Origin of the sequence: Streptomyces sp. NPDC008001 (assembly GCF_042958085.1) — a bacterium.
Classification (GTDB): domain Bacteria; phylum Actinomycetota; class Actinomycetes; order Streptomycetales; family Streptomycetaceae; genus Streptomyces.
This window is the reverse complement of the sequence record NZ_JBIBIZ010000007.1, coordinates 87,897-103,341: the sequence shown is the minus strand read 5'-3', so window position 1 is coordinate 103,341 and position 15,445 is coordinate 87,897. Positions and strand designations below refer to the sequence as shown.

The 15,445-nt window shown below is 73.8% G+C and carries 14 protein-coding genes; 6 read left to right on the top strand and 8 right to left on the bottom strand.

Annotated elements, in window-relative coordinates; translation table 11 throughout:
- Positions 1-18: 18 nt before the first annotated feature.
- From ACFZCD_RS19550 to ACFZCD_RS19530, 5 genes are read right to left on the bottom strand one after another with little or no spacing between them, the layout of a single operon-like run.
- Positions 19-924, bottom strand: coding sequence for a glycosyltransferase family 2 protein (locus ACFZCD_RS19550; protein ID WP_391832436.1), 906 nt, complete (start codon positions 922-924; stop codon positions 19-21).
- The gene (locus ACFZCD_RS19545; protein WP_391832434.1) at positions 921-1,706 is read right to left on the bottom strand and encodes a CDP-alcohol phosphatidyltransferase family protein; all 786 of its coding nucleotides are present in this window, start codon (positions 1,704-1,706) and stop codon (positions 921-923) included. Before ACFZCD_RS19545 ends, ACFZCD_RS19550 begins: the two co-directional genes overlap by 4 nt.
- Complete coding sequence (locus ACFZCD_RS19540; protein WP_391832432.1) at positions 1,684-2,745, bottom strand: iron-containing alcohol dehydrogenase family protein; 1,062 nt, start codon at positions 2,743-2,745, stop codon at positions 1,684-1,686. Before ACFZCD_RS19540 ends, ACFZCD_RS19545 begins: the two co-directional genes overlap by 23 nt.
- Positions 2,733-3,470, bottom strand: coding sequence for a sugar phosphate nucleotidyltransferase (locus ACFZCD_RS19535; protein WP_391832430.1), 738 nt, complete (start codon positions 3,468-3,470; stop codon positions 2,733-2,735). The genes ACFZCD_RS19540 and ACFZCD_RS19535 overlap by 13 nt, the downstream gene beginning before the upstream one ends.
- Complete coding sequence (locus ACFZCD_RS19530; protein ID WP_391833100.1) at positions 3,467-5,260, bottom strand: DUF5941 domain-containing protein; 1,794 nt, start codon at positions 5,258-5,260, stop codon at positions 3,467-3,469. Before ACFZCD_RS19530 ends, ACFZCD_RS19535 begins: the two co-directional genes overlap by 4 nt.
- A gap of 298 nt (positions 5,261-5,558) precedes the next feature.
- Here ACFZCD_RS19530 and galE point away from each other — a divergent pair, with 298 nt between their 5' ends.
- The 3 genes from galE (at position 5,559) to idi (ending at position 8,348) form a co-directional block, all read left to right on the top strand.
- Positions 5,559-6,557, top strand: a complete 999-nt coding sequence (galE, locus tag ACFZCD_RS19525) for a UDP-glucose 4-epimerase GalE (RefSeq protein WP_391832428.1) — start codon at positions 5,559-5,561, stop codon at positions 6,555-6,557.
- Positions 6,558-6,732: 175 nt separating this feature from the next.
- Complete coding sequence (locus tag ACFZCD_RS19520) at positions 6,733-7,680, top strand: cation diffusion facilitator family transporter (RefSeq protein WP_391832426.1); 948 nt, start codon at positions 6,733-6,735, stop codon at positions 7,678-7,680.
- Between the two features lie 56 nt (positions 7,681-7,736).
- A complete protein-coding gene (gene idi / locus ACFZCD_RS19515) occupies positions 7,737-8,348 on the top strand; it encodes an isopentenyl-diphosphate Delta-isomerase (protein ID WP_391832424.1) in 612 nt (203 codons plus the stop codon).
- On the opposite strand, the gene ACFZCD_RS19510 is transcribed toward idi, so the two are convergent.
- Complete coding sequence (locus tag ACFZCD_RS19510; protein WP_391832422.1) at positions 8,323-8,832, bottom strand: ATP-binding protein; 510 nt, start codon at positions 8,830-8,832, stop codon at positions 8,323-8,325. The genes idi and ACFZCD_RS19510 overlap by 26 nt on opposite strands.
- Positions 8,833-9,075: 243 nt before the next feature.
- Between ACFZCD_RS19510 and ACFZCD_RS19505 the strand changes: the two genes are divergently transcribed.
- The gene (locus tag ACFZCD_RS19505; RefSeq protein ID WP_391832420.1) at positions 9,076-9,885 is read left to right on the top strand and encodes an enoyl-CoA hydratase/isomerase family protein; all 810 of its coding nucleotides are present in this window, start codon (positions 9,076-9,078) and stop codon (positions 9,883-9,885) included.
- Between the two features lie 44 nt (positions 9,886-9,929).
- Here ACFZCD_RS19505 and ACFZCD_RS19500 read toward each other — a convergent pair whose 3' ends face one another.
- Positions 9,930-10,619, bottom strand: coding sequence for a DJ-1/PfpI family protein (locus tag ACFZCD_RS19500; protein ID WP_391832418.1), 690 nt, complete (start codon positions 10,617-10,619; stop codon positions 9,930-9,932).
- Between the two features lie 70 nt (positions 10,620-10,689).
- The gene (locus ACFZCD_RS19495; RefSeq protein WP_391832416.1) at positions 10,690-11,655 is read right to left on the bottom strand and encodes a GlxA family transcriptional regulator; all 966 of its coding nucleotides are present in this window, start codon (positions 11,653-11,655) and stop codon (positions 10,690-10,692) included.
- A 124-nt stretch (positions 11,656-11,779) separates the two neighbouring features.
- On the opposite strand from ACFZCD_RS19495, the gene ACFZCD_RS19490 reads away from it, so the two are divergent.
- Both ACFZCD_RS19490 and ACFZCD_RS19485 read left to right on the top strand, forming a co-directional pair.
- Positions 11,780-12,655 (top strand): hypothetical protein, encoded by an 876-nt coding sequence (locus ACFZCD_RS19490; protein WP_391832414.1) that lies wholly within the window; start codon positions 11,780-11,782, stop codon positions 12,653-12,655.
- A gap of 105 nt (positions 12,656-12,760) precedes the next feature.
- Complete coding sequence (locus tag ACFZCD_RS19485; protein ID WP_391832412.1) at positions 12,761-15,163, top strand: Tex family protein; 2,403 nt, start codon at positions 12,761-12,763, stop codon at positions 15,161-15,163.
- Positions 15,164-15,445: the final 282 nt, after the last annotated feature.

Genomic DNA, 15,445 nt, shown 5'->3' with positions numbered 1-15,445 from the left:
CTCATAGACAAGAGCTTGTCAGATCACGGGAGGCCGACCCAGCCGGGTCAGGCGCCACACGGTACGCCACTTCATGGGGCGCCGTGGACCGCAGGGCGTCGTCCAGCCCTCCTTGAAGCCCCCGAACCAGGCCCGCAGCGCGGGCAGGGAGGGCCGCCGGGCCAGGGTCAGCAGCAGCCACACCCCGAGGTAGACCGGGACCAGGGGGGCCGGCAGGTTGCGCCGGGCGAGCCAGACCCGGTTGCGGGCCACCATCCGGTGGTAGACCGCGTGCCGGCTGGGGGCCGTCGTCGGGTGGTGCAGCACCATGTCCGCGCGGTAGTCGATCATCCAGCCCGCGTCGAGGGCCCGCCAGGCGAGGTCGGTCTCCTCGTGCGCGTAGAAGAACTCGTCCGGCAGCAGGCCGGCCTCGGCGAAGACCCGGGTGCGGGCCGCGTTGGCGCCGCCGAGGAAGGTGGTCACCCGCGAGGAGCGCATCGGGTCGGAGGCGCGCAGCCGCGGCACGTGGCGGCGCTGGGTGACACCGGTGTCGGGGTCGGCGATCCGGAAGCTGATGATGCCGAGCTTCGGGTCCGCGGCGAACGCCTGCCGGCACAGCTCCGCGGTGTCCTGCCGGGGCAGCAGGCCGTCGTCGTCCAGGAACAGCAGGATGTCGACCTCGCGCCCGGCGGGCCCGAACGCCTCGATGCCCACGTTGCGGCCGGCCGGGATGCCGACGTTCTCCGACAGCTCGACGGTGCGCACGGACAGGCCGGGGACGGCGATCGGCGGCAGCGGGGAGCCGTTGCCGACGACGACGACCTCGACCGGGTCGCCGTCCTGCTTGGCGACCGACTCCAGCAGGGCGCGCAGCTCCGCGGGGCGGTTGCCCATGGTGAGGACAACCGCGCCGACCTTGACCGGAGCAGCGGAGGGAGCGTTCATCGGAGCCTGCTCGACGCGAGGATGGACACGAGGTGCAGCACAGTCTGCAGCACCGCGACGGCGGCGAGCAGGACCACCGCGACACGGGTGAAGAGCAGGTCGCCGTGGACGAAGTCCGCGATGCCGGCCACCAGGATCACCAGCGACGCCTCGACGCCGCCGACCAGCCGGTGGAACTTCAGCGCGGCCGCGGCCCTGCGGGCCAGGGCCATGCCGGAGGAGCGCGGCGTGGCCGCGGAGTCCTCGGCGGCCGCCATGCCGCTGCGGGCGCGGGCCACGTCGACCAGGTCCGTCTCCGCCTTGATCAGGATCGCGCCGAGCGCCGCCAGGGTGCCCAGGAACGCCCACTGCCACTGCGTGGCCGCGCCGTCCCGGTGCAGGACGTCCGCCGCCCGGACGCCGAAGCCCACGAGCAGCGCGGCCTCAGAGAGGTAGTGGCCCACCCGGTCGAGGTAGACGCCGGTCGTGGAGGTGACCTTGCGCCAGCGCGCGAGCTCGCCGTCCACGCAGTCCAGCAGCAGGTACAGCTGGATGAGGAGCGCACCGAAAATCGCCCCGGCCAGGCCCGGGATCACCAGGGCCGCGCCCGCGGCGACGCCGGCCAGGATCATCAGGCCGGTGTACTGGTTCGGCGTGAGCCGGGTGTTCAGCAGGACCCGTGTGCAGCGCAGGGAGATCTCGCGCATGTACAGGCGCCCGGCCCAGTGCTCGCCGCTGCGCCGGTCCTTGAGCCCGCCGGGGTGGACGACCGGGCGGAGTTCAGCTAGTGACGGTTTTGGCATAGTCGGCGTAAGCGTCCCTGATCTGGTCGGTGGAGAGGGCGAGGTGCTCCAGGATCGTGTAGCGCCCGGGGCGGGTCTGCGGCGCGTACTCCACGGCCGTGACGAACTCCTCGGCGCTGAAGCCGATCTCCTGCGGCAGGACGGGCAGGCCGTGCCGGCGCAGCACCTCGACCATCAGCGCGGACTCCTCGCGGGCGCCGCGCAGGTGCATCGCGAAGGCCGCGCCGAGGCCGCACTGCTCGCCGTGGCTGGCCGACCGCTTGGGGAAGAGCAGGTCGAAGGCGTGGTTGATCTCGTGGCAGGCGCCGGAGGCGGGGCGGCTGTCGCCGGCGACGGACATCGAGATGCCCGTGAGCACCAGGCCCTCGGCCAGCACCTGCAGGAAGCTGTCGTCGCCGACCCCGCCGGGGTGGCGCAGCACGGCCTCGCCGGCCTGGCGGGCCATGGCGGCGGCCAGTCCGTCGATGGACTCGCCCGTCTCGCGGTGGGAAAGCTCCCAGTCCGCGACGGAGGAGATGTTGGAGATCGCGTCGCCGATGCCGGAGCGGACGAAGCGGACGGGGGCCTCGCGGATCACGTCGAGGTCGATGACCACGGCGATCGGGTTCGGCACGCCGTACGAGCCGCGGCCCGCGTCGTTGTCCAGGGTGGCGACCGGCGAGCAGAGGCCGTCGTGCGACAGGTTGGTCGCGACGGCCACGAGCGGCAGCCCGACCCGGGCCGCCGCGTACTTCGCACAGTCGATGATCTTGCCGCCGCCGAGGCCCACGACCGCGTCGTAGTGCCCCTTCTTCATGGCGTCGCCGAGCTTGATGGCGTCGTCCAGCGTGCCGCCGCCGACCTCGTACCAGGTGGCGCCGGGCAGCGCCGGGGCGAGCCGCTCGCGCAGCACCGCCCCGGAGCCGCCGCTGATGGCGACGGCCAGCTTGCCGGAGCTGGAGATCCGCTGGTCGGCGAGGACGCTCGCCAGATCGTCCAGGGCTCCGGCACGGATGTCGACGACGACCGGCGAGGGGATGAGCCTCGTCAGTACTGGCACGCGATCTCCCGGCCCTTGGCGAGGTCGTCGTGGTTGTCGATCTCGACCCACCGGACGTCGCCGATGGGCGCCGTGTCGATCTTGAAGCCGCGGTTGACGAGCTCCTGGTAGCCGTCCTCGTAGTAGAGGTCGGGGTCGCGCTCGAAGGTGACCTTGAGGGCGTCGGCCAGGTCGGCGGCGGCCTCGCCCTCGATCAGGGTGACACCGATGTACTCGCCGGTGGCCTCGGCCGGGTCCATCAGCTTGGTGATGCGCTGGACGCCCTTCTCGGGGTCCACGACGACCTTCATCTCCTCGTCGGCGAGCTGCTTCACCGTGTCGAGGGCGAGGATGATCTTCTGGCCGTTGCCGCGGGCGGCGAGCAGGGTCTTCTCGACGGAGACCGGGTGCACGGTGTCACCGTTGGCGAGGATCACGCCGTCCTTGAGGGCGTCCCGGCCGCACCACAGGGAGTAGGCGTTGTTCCACTCCTCGGCCTTGTCGTTGTCGATCAGGGTGAGGCTCAGGCCGTACTTGGCCTCCAGGGCCTCCTTGCGGGCGTACACGGCCTCCTTGCGGTAGCCCACGATGATCGCGACCTCGGTCAGACCGATCTCGGCGAAGTTGGCCAGGGTGAGGTCGAGGATGGTGGTATCACCGTCCACCGGCACCAGGGCCTTGGGCAGAGTGTCGGTGTAGGGACGCAGACGCCGTCCGGCGCCGGCGGCCAGCACGAGGCCGATCATGCGGGTTCTCCTGTTTCGTCGTGTACTGCGGGTGCCCCGGAGGACACCCAGAAGCGGATGCTCTCGCTGAGCACCACGAGGGCGATGGCGGCCGCGAGGACCGTCAACGCGATGGTGAAGCCTCGGCCGTGCCACAGGGCGGCCGCGATGGTGACCGCCAGGACGCGACCCTCGTGTCCGCCGATCGCCCGCACCAGCCAGTGGGGGGGCGCGCCGGTGCCACCGCGGATGCGGTACACCGTGTCGTAGTGATGGTAGGCGACCGCGGCCACCAGGCCGAAAGCCGCCGGGAGGGCCCCCGGGGCGCCCGACTGCGCGGCCAGCCCGAGGATGATGCCGTACTCCGCACCCCGGAAGACCGGCGGGACCAGCCAGTCGAGGGGGCCCTTCAGGGGCTGGGCGACGGCGACGCCGGCGAAGACCGCGTAGACGACCGCCTGCAGGACGGCGCGCCAGGTGCCGCCGTTGCCGGTGACCAGCGGGCCGATGAGCAGCGAGGCGGCGGCCAGGACGGCCCAGAAGGGGGCGCTGTAGGCCCGGCCGGGCACCGTGCGGCCGAGGCTGCCGGCCGCGGCCTCGGCGACCGGGCCGGAGTCGGCGAGGTCCGCCAGGGCCTGCGCGGCGCGGTCCGTCCGCCGGGCCTTGCGGGTCAGGGAGCGCAGGACGCGGCCCGCGGTGGTGTAGCAGGCGGCGAAGGCGCAGCCGATCAGGAGCACGTAGAAGACGGTGCGGGGCGTGGTGAGCGCGGTGAGGACCGCGATCAGCGCCCAGCGCTCGCCGATGGGGAGCACGATCATGCGGCGGGCCCAGACGGTCCAGCCGACGCTGTCGAGCCGGCCGGAGAGCGCGGCCGTCGGGCTCGTGTTCGCCGTGGCGTCGTGGTTCGCCTCGGTGAAGGCGAAGTCGACGACGTGCCGGCAGGTCATGAGGACCATCGCGCCGAGCGCGAGCGCCCATACGTCATCGGGGCTGCCGTGGCCGCCGCCGCGGGAGGCCCCGAGGGCCAGGCCCGCGTAGAAGGCGTACTCCTTGGCGCGGTCGAAGGTGGCGTCGAGCCAGGCGCCGAGCGTGGAGTACTGCAGCGAGTAGCGGGCGAGCTGGCCGTCGGTGCAGTCGAGGACGAAGGAGAACAGCAGCAGCACGCCCGCGGCGACGAAGCCGCCCCGGGTGCCGGTCGCCGCGCAGCCGGCCGCGATGAGCGCGGTGAGCAGGGACGCGGTGGTGACCTGGTTGGGGGTGAGGCCGCGGCGGGCGCACCAGCGGGCGAGGTAGCGCGAGTACGGGCTGATGAAGAAGGTGGTGAAGAACCCGTCGCGGGACTTCACGGCCGAGCGCAGGCGCACGGCCTCGTCGTCGACGGCCGCGGTCTCGGCGGCCGTCTTGGCGCGGGCCTCGTCGCCGTCCGGCACGGCCGCGACGAGGACGCCGAGGTCGGGTCGGTGCACGGGGACGCCGTCGGCTTCCAGCCGGGCGGCGAGGAGCCCGGGCAGGCTCGCGCCGCCGTCCGTGGCGGCCAGCGCGCGCGTCAGGGGCGCGCGCGCTTCCGGCTGGACGGTGAGCGCGCCCTCGGCGGCGCCCGCCGGGAAGCGGGGGTCGGTCAGGGCGAGGCGCAGGGCGTGCACGTGGCCCACGAAGCGGTGGTCCACCACAGCGACCCGTTCCGTGGCCGGGACGGCGGCCAGCGCCCCGGCGACGTCCGCCGCCACGCGGACGTCGAAGCCGAGGGACCGCAGGTCCTCCTCCAGGGAGGAGCCGGCGGGCGGCGGACCGGTGAGGATGGCGGTCGACAGACGAACTCACTCCTTGCGGCGGGCATGGCCGCCCCGGGGCCGCGGGGCGCGGCGGGCGGCGTCGGTGCCGGGGGCCCCGGCGGGGGCGGGCACGTCGGCAGAGGCTATCGGATCACCGGAAGGCGCCGTTCACCGCACGTGCGCCCCGGTCTCCGGCAGGGGCCCGCCGCTGGAAGGACGCTCGGACGGGGCGTCCGGTTCCCGGCGGGACACCACCGCGGCGGGGCCCGGCGGAACACGCGTCCGGCGGACCCGAGCGCACGTCGTGACCCGCCGTCCAGGCGCTAGGGTGCCGGTCATGACATGGCTGATCACAGGCGGTGCCGGGTATATCGGGGCGCACGTCGCCCGGGCGATGACGGAGGCCGGTGAGCGGGTCGCCGTGCTGGACGACCTCTCCACGGGCACGGCCGCGCGGCTGCCCGCGGACTGCGTCCTGGTGCGGGGCTCGGTGCTGGACCGCGAGCTGCTCGACCGTGCGTTCGCGGAGCTGGGCGTGACGGGCATCGTGCACCTGGCGGCGAAGAAGCAGGTCGGGGAGTCGGTGGAGAAGCCGCTCCTCTACTACCGGGAGAACCTGCACGGGCTGACCGTGCTGCTGGAGGCGGCGGTCGCCGCGGGCGTCCGCAGCTTCGTGTACTCGTCCTCCGCGGCCGTCTACGGCATGCCGGATGTGGACCTCGTCACGGAGGACACGCCGTGCGTGCCGATGAACCCGTACGGCGAGACGAAACTGGCGGGCGAGTGGCTGGTGCGGGCCACCGGGAAGGCGCACGGCCTGTCCACGGCCTGCCTGCGCTACTTCAACGTGGCGGGCGCGGCGCTGCCGGAGCTCGCGGACACCGGGATCTTCAACATCATCCCGATGATGTTCGACCGGCTCACGCGGGGCGAGGCGCCGCGGATCTTCGGTGACGACTACGCCACGCCGGACGGCACCTGCGTCCGTGACTACATCCACATCGAGGACCTGGCGACCGCGCACCTCGCGGCGGCCCGCCGGCTGGCCGGGCGGACGGAGCCGGGCGACCTGACGCTGAACGTGGGCACGGGCGCGGGCGTCTCGGTGCGGGAGATGGCCGGCCTGATCGCCGAGGTGACCGGGCGCAGGGAGCCCGCGCCGCTCGTGGAGCCGCGCCGTCCGGGTGATCCGGCGCGTGTCGTGGCGTCGAACGAGCTGATCGCGAAGGAGCTCGGCTGGAGCCCGGTGCACGACGTGCGCAGCATGGTCACCTCCGCGTGGGAGGGCTGGTGCCTGCATCACCCGGAGGCCCGGCAGGCCCTTCCGCAGGGCTGACACCGCCGCACGCAGGGTGATCGCCGCAGGTCGGCGAGATGTGCATCGCCGCAGGTCAGAGCACATGACAACGGTGTTCAGTGCCGCGTTGCCCGATACCCCCCACCCGTAGTTCACTGGGTGCCGGCCGGCAGCCGCCGGCCGGTCGGGCACTCGGTTTCCTAAGGCGGCGTTCATGGGCGCAGGGCACGATCACGGTCACTCGCACGGGGGACCTCCGCCGGGCACGAGCGGCACGGCCGCGGCGGCCTACAAGGGCCGGCTGCGCATCGCGCTGTGCATCACGGTCACGGTGCTCCTGGCGGAGATCGCGGGCAGCGCGCTGACGGGTTCGCTGGCGCTGCTCGCGGACGCCGGGCACATGGCGACGGACGCCGTCGGGGTGGGCATGGCGCTGGTCGCGATCCACTTCGCGAACCGGCCGTCGACCGGCCGGCGCACCTACGGGTACGCCCGGGCGGAGATCCTGGCGGCGCTGCTGAACTGCCTGCTGCTGCTCGGCGTGGGCGGCTTCATCCTCTACGAGGCGGTCCAGCGGCTGGTGAGCCCCACCGAGGTGCCGGGCGGGACCACGGTCGTCTTCGGTCTGGTGGGTGTCGTCGCCAACCTGATCTCCCTGGCGCTGCTGATGCGCGGCCAGAAGGAGAGCCTCAACGTGCGCGGCGCGTTCCTGGAGGTCCTCTCCGACGCGCTGGGCTCGCTGGCGGTGGTCGTCTCCGCGCTGGTCATCATGGCGACGGGCTGGACGCAGGCGGACCCGGTGGCCTCGCTCCTGATCGGCCTGATGATCGTGCCGCGCACGCTGAAGCTGCTGCGGGAGGCCCTGGACGTCCTGCTGGAGGCCGCGCCGAAGGACGTCGACATGGACGAGGTCCGGGCGCACATCATGGCGCTGCCGGGCGTGCAGGACCTGCACGACCTCCATGTGTGGACGATCACATCCGGAATGCCGGTGCTTTCCGCGCACGTGGTGGTCGATCACCTGGCCCTGGACTCGTCCGGGCACGAGAAAATGCTGCACGACCTGCAGAGCTGCCTGGGCGAGCACTTCGACGTGGAGCACTGCACCTTCCAGCTGGAGCCCGGCGGCCATGCGGAGCACGAGGCGAAGCTCTGTCATTGACGCCCCGTCCCGGTACGGCAGACTTGAGGGTCGAAGACCGACAACGAGGATGGTCAATGCCGATCACACCAGCCAATGGCCTCTCCGCCGACACCGCTGCTGCCCCCTCGCCGGAGGACGCGGCCGAACCGATCATGCTCGAGCTGGTCGACGAGGACGGCAGAACCATCGGCACGGCGGAGAAGCTCTCCGCCCACATCGCCCCCGGCAAGCTGCACCGTGCGTTCTCGGTCTTCCTCTTCGACGACAAGGGCCGGCTGCTGCTGCAGCGGCGGGCGCTGGAGAAGTACCACTCCCCCGGCGTGTGGTCGAACACGTGCTGCGGTCATCCGTATCCGGGCGAGCCGCCGTTCGTGGCGGCGGCCCGCCGCACCGGTGAGGAGCTGGGCCTGGCGCCGGCGCTGCTGCGCGAGGCCGGCACCGTGCGCTACAACCACCCCGACCCGGACTCGGGCCTGGTCGAGCAGGAGTACAACCACCTCTTCGTGGGAATCGTGCGGGCCGAGCCGCGCCCGGCCCCGGAGGAGATCGCGGAGACCGCGTTCGTGACCCCGGAGGAGCTCGACGCGCTGCGGGCGCGCTTCCCCTTCTCGGCGTGGTTCATGACGGTGCTGGACGCGGCGCGGCCGGTGGTGCGCGAGATCACCGGGGACGCGGCGGGCTGGTAGGCCCGCCGGCCGGCGCGGGGAGCGGCAGGGCGGCCCAGACCACCTTGCCGCCGCTCGCGGTGTGCTCGACGTCGCACGTGCCGCCGGCCTCGGCCGAGATGGCCTGGACGAGCAGCAGGCCGCGGCCGCCGATGCGCTCGTCGTCCGCCTCCAGGGGCTTGGGGCGGTAGGGGTGGTCGTCCTCGACGGCCACCCGCACCCAGTGGCGCCCGATGGAGACCTCGACGGTGACCTCGGGCGAGAGCAGCGCCGCGTGCTGGACGGCGTTGGTGACCAGCTCCGAGACGATCAGCAGGAGCCCTTGCAGCAGGTCGTCGCAGAGCGGCACCCGCTGGTGGCGGAGCAGGTCGCGGACGGCGTGCCGCGCCCGGGGGACGGAGGAGTCCAGCGCGGGAGCGGTGAACCGCCAGGCGCCGTCGAACGCGACCGGGCTGCGGGGTGGGGCCTGCCCGGGGTCGGGCGGGACGCTCCCGAGGATTTCCATGTCCGATACCAACCCCTCACCATGGTCGACCGCACCCAAGAGTGTTGGGAAGACAAGGGTCCGTACCGGCGGGCTGACCACAAATCAGCGGCTATCGACGGAGTTTGACCGGGTGCGTATGCCACGGTCACTCACGCGACTGATCCTGGCCACCCTGTTCCGCATTCCCTGAGCGATCCGGAGCTGCCTGTTCCAGGCGGGGAGGCGAAGGCCGCCGAACGGCGCCCGGATAGCATCCGGCGCATGGAGCCCGCACTTCACCTGGACGTCACCGGCGGTACCGCCACGGTCCGCATCGCCAACCCCGCCAAGCGCAACGCCATGACGGCGGACATGTGGCGGGCCCTGCCCGGCCTGCTGGAGCGGTGCGCCGCCGACCCGGCCGTCCGGGCGCTCGTCCTCACCGGTGAGGGGGACACCTTCTGCGCGGGCGCCGACATCTCCTCGCTGACCGGGGGCGTCGCGGCCTCCCGGGACCTCGCGATCGCGGCCGAGGACGCGCTGGCGGCCTTTCCCAAGCCCACGCTCGCGGCCGTGCGCGGCTTCTGCGTGGGCGGCGGCTGCCAGCTCGCCGCCGTGTGCGACCTGCGGTTCGCGGCCGGCGACGCGTCCTTCGGGGTGACCCCGGCGAAGCTCGGGATCGTCTACGGGGCCTCCTCCACCCGCCGCCTGGTGGAGCTGACCGGCCCCTCCACCGCGAAGTACCTGCTCTACTCGGGCGAGTTGATCGATGCCGGACGGGCGCTGCGGACGGGGCTCGTGGACGAGGTGTGGCCGGCGGAGGAGCTGGACGGGCGGGTCGCGGAGTTCACGCAGGTGCTGGCCTCGCGGTCGCAGCTGACGCAGGCCGCCGCCAAGGAGTTCGCCGCGGGTTCTCCGTCCCTGGGCCGGATCGCGCACTGGGCGGAGCAGGAACGAGCCGGCGGCGACACCGCGGAGGGCGTCGCCGCCTTCCTGGAGCGCAGGCGGCCGCGGTTCGCGTGGACCGTGGGCGAGCACGCCGCGGACGGGCGGCCGGACCCCCGTACCGGCCTTCCCGTCCCCGGCTGCTGACCGCCGCACCGCGCGTGCGGCCGGCGGGCGGCTCCCCGCGGCCCTTACCGGGCGCGGCCGCCGGCGGACCCCGGCACGTCCGCCCGGCCGTCCCCGGTTCTGACCAGTTGCGCCAGGCCGGAGTTCCGCCACTCGGCGACCAGGCCGGCCGGTGCCTTCTGCGGGGAGCCCGCGTCGTAGGGCGGCTGCGGGTCGTACTCGATGAGGAGCTGGACGGATTGCGCCGCGCGGTCGCCGGCGATCCGCCCCACGAGCGTGAGCCCCATGTCGATGCCGGAGGAGACGCCGGCGGCCGTGACGTACTTGCCGTCGGTGACGACGCGCTCGCCGGTGGCCTCGGCGCCGTACGACGCGAGCTCGTCCAGGAACAGCCAGTGCGACGTGGCGCGACGGCCCGTCAGCAGGCCCGCGGCGGCCAGGATCAGGGAGCCGGTGCACACCGACGTCGTCCAGGTGGTGGTGCGGTCCACCTGCTGCAGCCACTCGGCGACGGGCCCCGGGCGCATCTGCCCGCCCGGGTCGGGCGCGCCGGGGACGACCACGATGCCGGGGCTCGTGACCTCGGCGAGCGAGGCGTCGGCGACGAGGCCGACGGTGCCCGTCTCGTTGCGCACGGGCCCGGTCCGCTCGGCGACGAGGACGACCTCGGCACCGGGCAGCCGGCCCAGGACGTCGACGGGACCGATGGCGTCGAGGGCGGTGAAGCCGGGGTAGAGCAGGACGGCGATCTGCACGGTGTTCTCCTCGTTCGCCGGCGTTGCGCCGGGACGGCCGGCCGGCGGGCGGCCCTCGGCTGACGGCCGGTCAGGCGGCGGCGGGCGGGCGGAAGCGGCGGCGGTACTCGGCGGGTGACGTGCCCAGGGTGCGGACGAAGGCGCGGCGCATGGCCTCGGGCGTGCCGTAGCCGCAGGCGCGCGAGACCGCCTCGACGCCGTCGCCGGTGTCCTCCAGCTGCCGGCGCGCGGCCTCCAGGCGGACCCGGTCGACGTAGCGGCCGGGCGTCATGCCGGTCTCGCCGTGGAAGGCGCGGGCGAAGTGCCGCGGGGAGAGGCCCGCGCGGGCCGCGAGCGCCTCGACGGACAGGTCGGCCGCGGGGTTCTCGACGACCCAGTGCTGGATGTCGCGCAGCGCCGGGCGGCTCGCGGTCTGGACCGCGAGCGGGGCGCTGAACTGGGTCTGGTTGGCCGGGCGGCGCAGGAAGACGACGAGGTTGCGGGCGACGGCGAGGGCGGTCTCGCGGCCCAGGTCGTCCTCCACGAGGGCGAGCGCGAGGTCGATGCCCGCGGTGACGCCGGCCGAGGTGACGACGTTCCCGTCGCGCACGTAGATGGGGTCGGGCTCCACGCGGACGGACGGGAAGCGGGCGGCGAGGGTCGCGCACAACGCCCAGTGGGTCGTCGCGCGGCGCCCGTCCAGCAGGCCCGCGGCGGCGAGCAGGAACGCCCCGCTGCACACCGACACCACGCGCTCGGCGCGCGGCGCGTGCTCGCGCAGCCAGGCGGTCAGCCGGGGGTCGGGGTCGCGGGTTCCGTCGCCGCCGGGCACGAGCAGGGTGTGCGGGGCGGGGGCGTCGTGGAGCGCGGAGTCGGGCACGAGGCGCAGGCCGCTGCTGGTGCGCACGGGGCCGCCGTCGAGGGTGGCGGTGCGCAGCCGGTACGTGGCGTCGCCGGTCCACTGGCCGACGCCGTCGAACACCTCGGCGGGGCCGGTGACGTCGAGGCTCTGGACGTCGTCGAACAGGACGATCAGCACGGTGCGGCGGTGCGTCATGGCCACCATGCTGGCCGCCCCGGAACACGCCCGCAATGACGAGTACCCCACCTTTCCTGCCATCGCCCGCCGGGCCGCGGCACCCCCCTTCCCGCCGTACCGACCAGTCGGTAGCGTGCGGCGCATGACTTCATTCGACGGGGCCCTGCCCGAGCAGGCCGGACGCCACTGCCAGCTGCCCCTCAACACCCTTCACGCCACCGTGTACTTCTCGCCCGAGATCGTGCGGGAGATGGGCGCCCTCGGGATCGAGGACTTCACCGCGATCAACCTGGCCAGCCGGTCGGCCGCGTTCGGCCGCGTCGGTGCGGGCCCGGTCACGGCCGCGTTCTACAACTACAAGCACGAGCTGATCGCGCGTCACGTCCCGGGCGTCTGGGACCTCGCCTCCCCGGAGGACGTCCTCGCCGCGCGGCTGCGCGCGGTCGACTCCACGCTGCGCCGGCTGCTCGGCGAGGACGCCATAGCCTCCGCCGGGATGGCCGAGGCGGCGGAGCTCGCCCTGCGCGCCGCCGAGGGCTGCAGCCGCGGCGGCCGGCCCCTGTACTCCGCCCACGCCGGTCTGCCCGTGCCCGAGGCCCCGCACCTCGCGCTCTGGCACGCCGCCACGCTGCTGCGCGAGCACCGCGGCGACGGTCACGTCATGGCGCTCGTCCGGGCGGGCCTCGACCCGGTCGAGGCGCTCGTCAGCCACAGCGCCACCGGCGGCGGCATGAGCGACAAGTGGCTCACCGGCACGCGCGCGTGGACCGCGGAGGAGCTGCACGCCGGCCGGGAGCGGCTGCGCGTACGGGGCCTGCTGGACGAGGCCGGGAAGCTGACGGAGGCGGGCACCGCGCTGCGCGACGAGCTGGAGGCGGAGACGGACCGCCTCGACATCGCGCCGTACGAGCACCTGGGTGCGGCGGGCGTGGCGCGCCTCACCGAGCTGGGCAGGGGCTTCGCCAAGGCCGTGGTGGCGGCGGGCGCGTTCCCGGCGGATCTCCTCGGCAACGGCTGAGCCGGGCGGCGGCGCGCGGGCGGGGCACGCGGACGGGGGCGCGGCGTTGTCGGCGGCACCTGCCACAATGCAGTCCGCAGCCCGAAGAGAAAGCGGAGCGTGATCGTGACGGCAATTGGTGCGTCGCCCGGGGCGTCGATCGAAGGCAGGATCGCCGAGGAGCTCGGCGTGCGGGAGCGGCAGGTGAAGGCCGCGGTCGACTTGCTCGACGGCGGCTCGACCGTGCCGTTCATCGCCCGCTACCGCAAGGAGGCCACGGAGATGCTCGACGATGCGCAGCTGCGCACCGTCGAGGAGCGGCTGCGGTACTTGCGCGAGCTGGAGGAGCGCCGCACGGCGGTCCTGGAGTCCGTGCGCTCGCAGGGCAAGCTGGACGAGGCGCTGGAGGCGCGCATCCGCGCCGCCGACTCCAAGGCCCGCCTGGAGGACATCTACCTGCCCTTCAAGCCCAAGCGGCGGACGAAGGCGCAGATCGCGCGCGAGGCCGGCCTGGAGCCGCTGGCGGACGGGCTGCTCGCCGACCCGGGCACGGAGCCGCTCGCCGCTGCCGCCGCCTTCGCCGACGCGGACAAGGGGGTCGCGGACGCGGCCGCCGCGCTGGAGGGCGCCCGCGCCATCCTCACCGAGCGCTTCGGCGAGGACGCCGACCTGATCGGCGAGCTGCGCGAGCGGATGTGGGTGCGCGGGCGCCTGGCCGCGAAGGTCCGCGAGGGCAAGGAGGAGGCGGGCGCGAAGTTCGCCGACTACTTCGACTTCGCGGAACCCTTCACCGAGCTGCCCTCGCACCGGGTGCTCGCGATGCTGCGCGGCGAGAAGGAGGAGGTCCTCGACCTCACCCTGGAGCCGGAGCCGGCCGGCGACGTGCCCGCGGGCCCGAGCTCGTACGAGCAGATGATCGCGCAGCGCTTCGGCATCGCGGACCGGGGCCGGCCGGCGGACAAGTGGCTGGGCGACACGGTGCGCTGGGCCTGGCGCACGCGCGTCCTCGTCCACCTCGGGATCGACCTGCGGCTGCGGCTGCGCCAGGCCGCCGAGGACGAGGCCGTCCGCGTCTTCGCGGCCAACCTGCGCGACCTGCTGCTCGCCGCGCCGGCCGGCACGCGCGCCACGATGGGGCTCGACCCCGGTTTCCGTACGGGCGTGAAGGTCGCCGTCGTGGACGCGACGGGCAAGGTCGCCGCCACCGAGACGATCTACCCGCACGTCCCGCAGAACAAGTGGGACGCCTCCCTCGCCACGCTGGCCCGGCTCGCCCGCGAGCACGGCGTCGAGCTCGTCGCCATCGGCAACGGCACGGCCTCCCGCGAGACGGACCGGCTGGCGGCCGACCTGATCTCCCGTCATCCCGAGCTGAAGCTCACGAAGGTGATGGTCTCCGAGGCCGGCGCCTCGGTGTACTCCGCCTCCGCCTTCGCCTCCCAGGAGCTGCCGGACCTGGACGTCTCGCTGCGCGGCGCGGTCTCCATCGCGCGACGGCTGCAGGACCCGCTCGCCGAGCTCGTGAAGATCGACCCCAAGTCGATCGGCGTCGGCCAGTACCAGCACGACCTGTCCGAGGTGAAGCTGTCCCGCTCGCTCGACGCGGTCGTGGAGGACTGCGTCAACGGCGTCGGCGTCGACGTGAACACCGCGTCGGCCCCGCTGCTCGCGCGCGTCTCCGGCATCAGCTCCGGCCTCGCCGAGAACATCGTCGCCCACCGCGACTCCAACGGGCCCTTCCGCTCCCGCCGGGCGCTGAAGGACGTGGCGCGGCTCGGCCCGAAGGCCTACGAGCAGTGCGCGGGCTTCCTGCGCATCCGCGGCGGGGACGACCCGCTGGACGCCTCCAGCGTTCACCCCGAGGCGTATCCGGTGGTGCGGAAGATGGTGAAGACGACCGGTGGCGAGGTCGCCTCCCTCATCGGCAACACCTCCGTGCTGCGCTCCCTGCGGCCGGACGACTTCGTCGACGACACGTTCGGTCTGCCGACGGTCACCGACATCCTGCGGGAGCTGGAGAAGCCGGGCCGGGACCCGCGGCCGGCCTTCAAGACGGCCAGCTTCAAGGACGGCGTCGAGAAGATCGGCGATCTGGAGCCGGGGATGCTCCTGGAGGGCGTCGTCACCAACGTCGCCGCGTTCGGGGCGTTCGTGGACGTGGGCGTCCACCAGGACGGGCTGGTGCACGTGTCGGCCATGTCCCGGACGTTCGTGAAGGACCCGCGGGACGTGGTCAAGCCCGGTGACATCGTGCGGGTGAAGGTCATGGACGTCGACATCCCGCGGAAGCGGATCTCGCTGACGCTGCGGCTCGACGACGAGTCGCCGTCCGGCGGGGGCGGGGGCGGCGGCCGTCAGCGCCCGGAACGGGGCTCCGGACGAGGTTCCGAGCGGGGCTCCGAGCGGGCCGGCAGCCCGGGCCGCCGGGGCGGGAGCACGCCCCAGCAGCGGCGCGGCGGCTCCCGCGAGGCGGCTCCGCCGGTGAACGACGCGATGGCGGAGGCGCTGCGCAGGGCCGGCCTGCGGTAGCCGCGTACGTACGGGGTCCGGCGGTTTGCACATTCCGCCGGACCCTCGCCGTCGTGGCACTTCGCCGCTGCGGCGGGAGCTTTTCGCCGGGCTACGGTCCGACGCCGACCAAGCCGGCGGCATCGCCGCGCACGCGTTCCGCCGGGCCCCCGCCGTCGTGGTGACTCGCCGTTGCGGCGGGGAGCCTTTGCCGCGGCACCGTTCTGCAGCGCCACTGCCACGGTGTTTCCTTCCGCCGCAGCGGTGAGCAACCACCACGTGGCAGACCGGCGGTGCCCGGTC

Bases quoted from the DNA above. Each gene is read 5' to 3' on its own strand.
- ACFZCD_RS19520 (WP_391832426.1), top strand. From the start codon at position 6,733: ATGGGCGCAGGGCACGATCACGGTCACTCGCACGGGGGACCTCCGCCG.
- galE (WP_391832428.1), top strand. From the start codon at position 5,559: ATGACATGGCTGATCACAGGCGGTGCCGGGTATATCGGGGCGCACGTC.
- ACFZCD_RS19545 (WP_391832434.1), bottom strand. From the start codon at position 1,706: ATGCCAAAACCGTCACTAGCTGAACTCCGCCCGGTCGTCCACCCCGGC.
- ACFZCD_RS19510 (WP_391832422.1), bottom strand. From the start codon at position 8,832: ATGGAAATCCTCGGGAGCGTCCCGCCCGACCCCGGGCAGGCCCCACCC.
- ACFZCD_RS19490 (WP_391832414.1), top strand. From the start codon at position 11,780: ATGACTTCATTCGACGGGGCCCTGCCCGAGCAGGCCGGACGCCACTGC.
- ACFZCD_RS19495 (WP_391832416.1), bottom strand. From the start codon at position 11,655: ATGACGCACCGCCGCACCGTGCTGATCGTCCTGTTCGACGACGTCCAG.
- idi (WP_391832424.1), top strand. From the start codon at position 7,737: ATGCCGATCACACCAGCCAATGGCCTCTCCGCCGACACCGCTGCTGCC.
- ACFZCD_RS19505 (WP_391832420.1), top strand. From the start codon at position 9,076: ATGGAGCCCGCACTTCACCTGGACGTCACCGGCGGTACCGCCACGGTC.
- ACFZCD_RS19535 (WP_391832430.1), bottom strand. From the start codon at position 3,470: ATGATCGGCCTCGTGCTGGCCGCCGGCGCCGGACGGCGTCTGCGTCCC.
- ACFZCD_RS19550 (WP_391832436.1), bottom strand. From the start codon at position 924: ATGAACGCTCCCTCCGCTGCTCCGGTCAAGGTCGGCGCGGTTGTCCTC.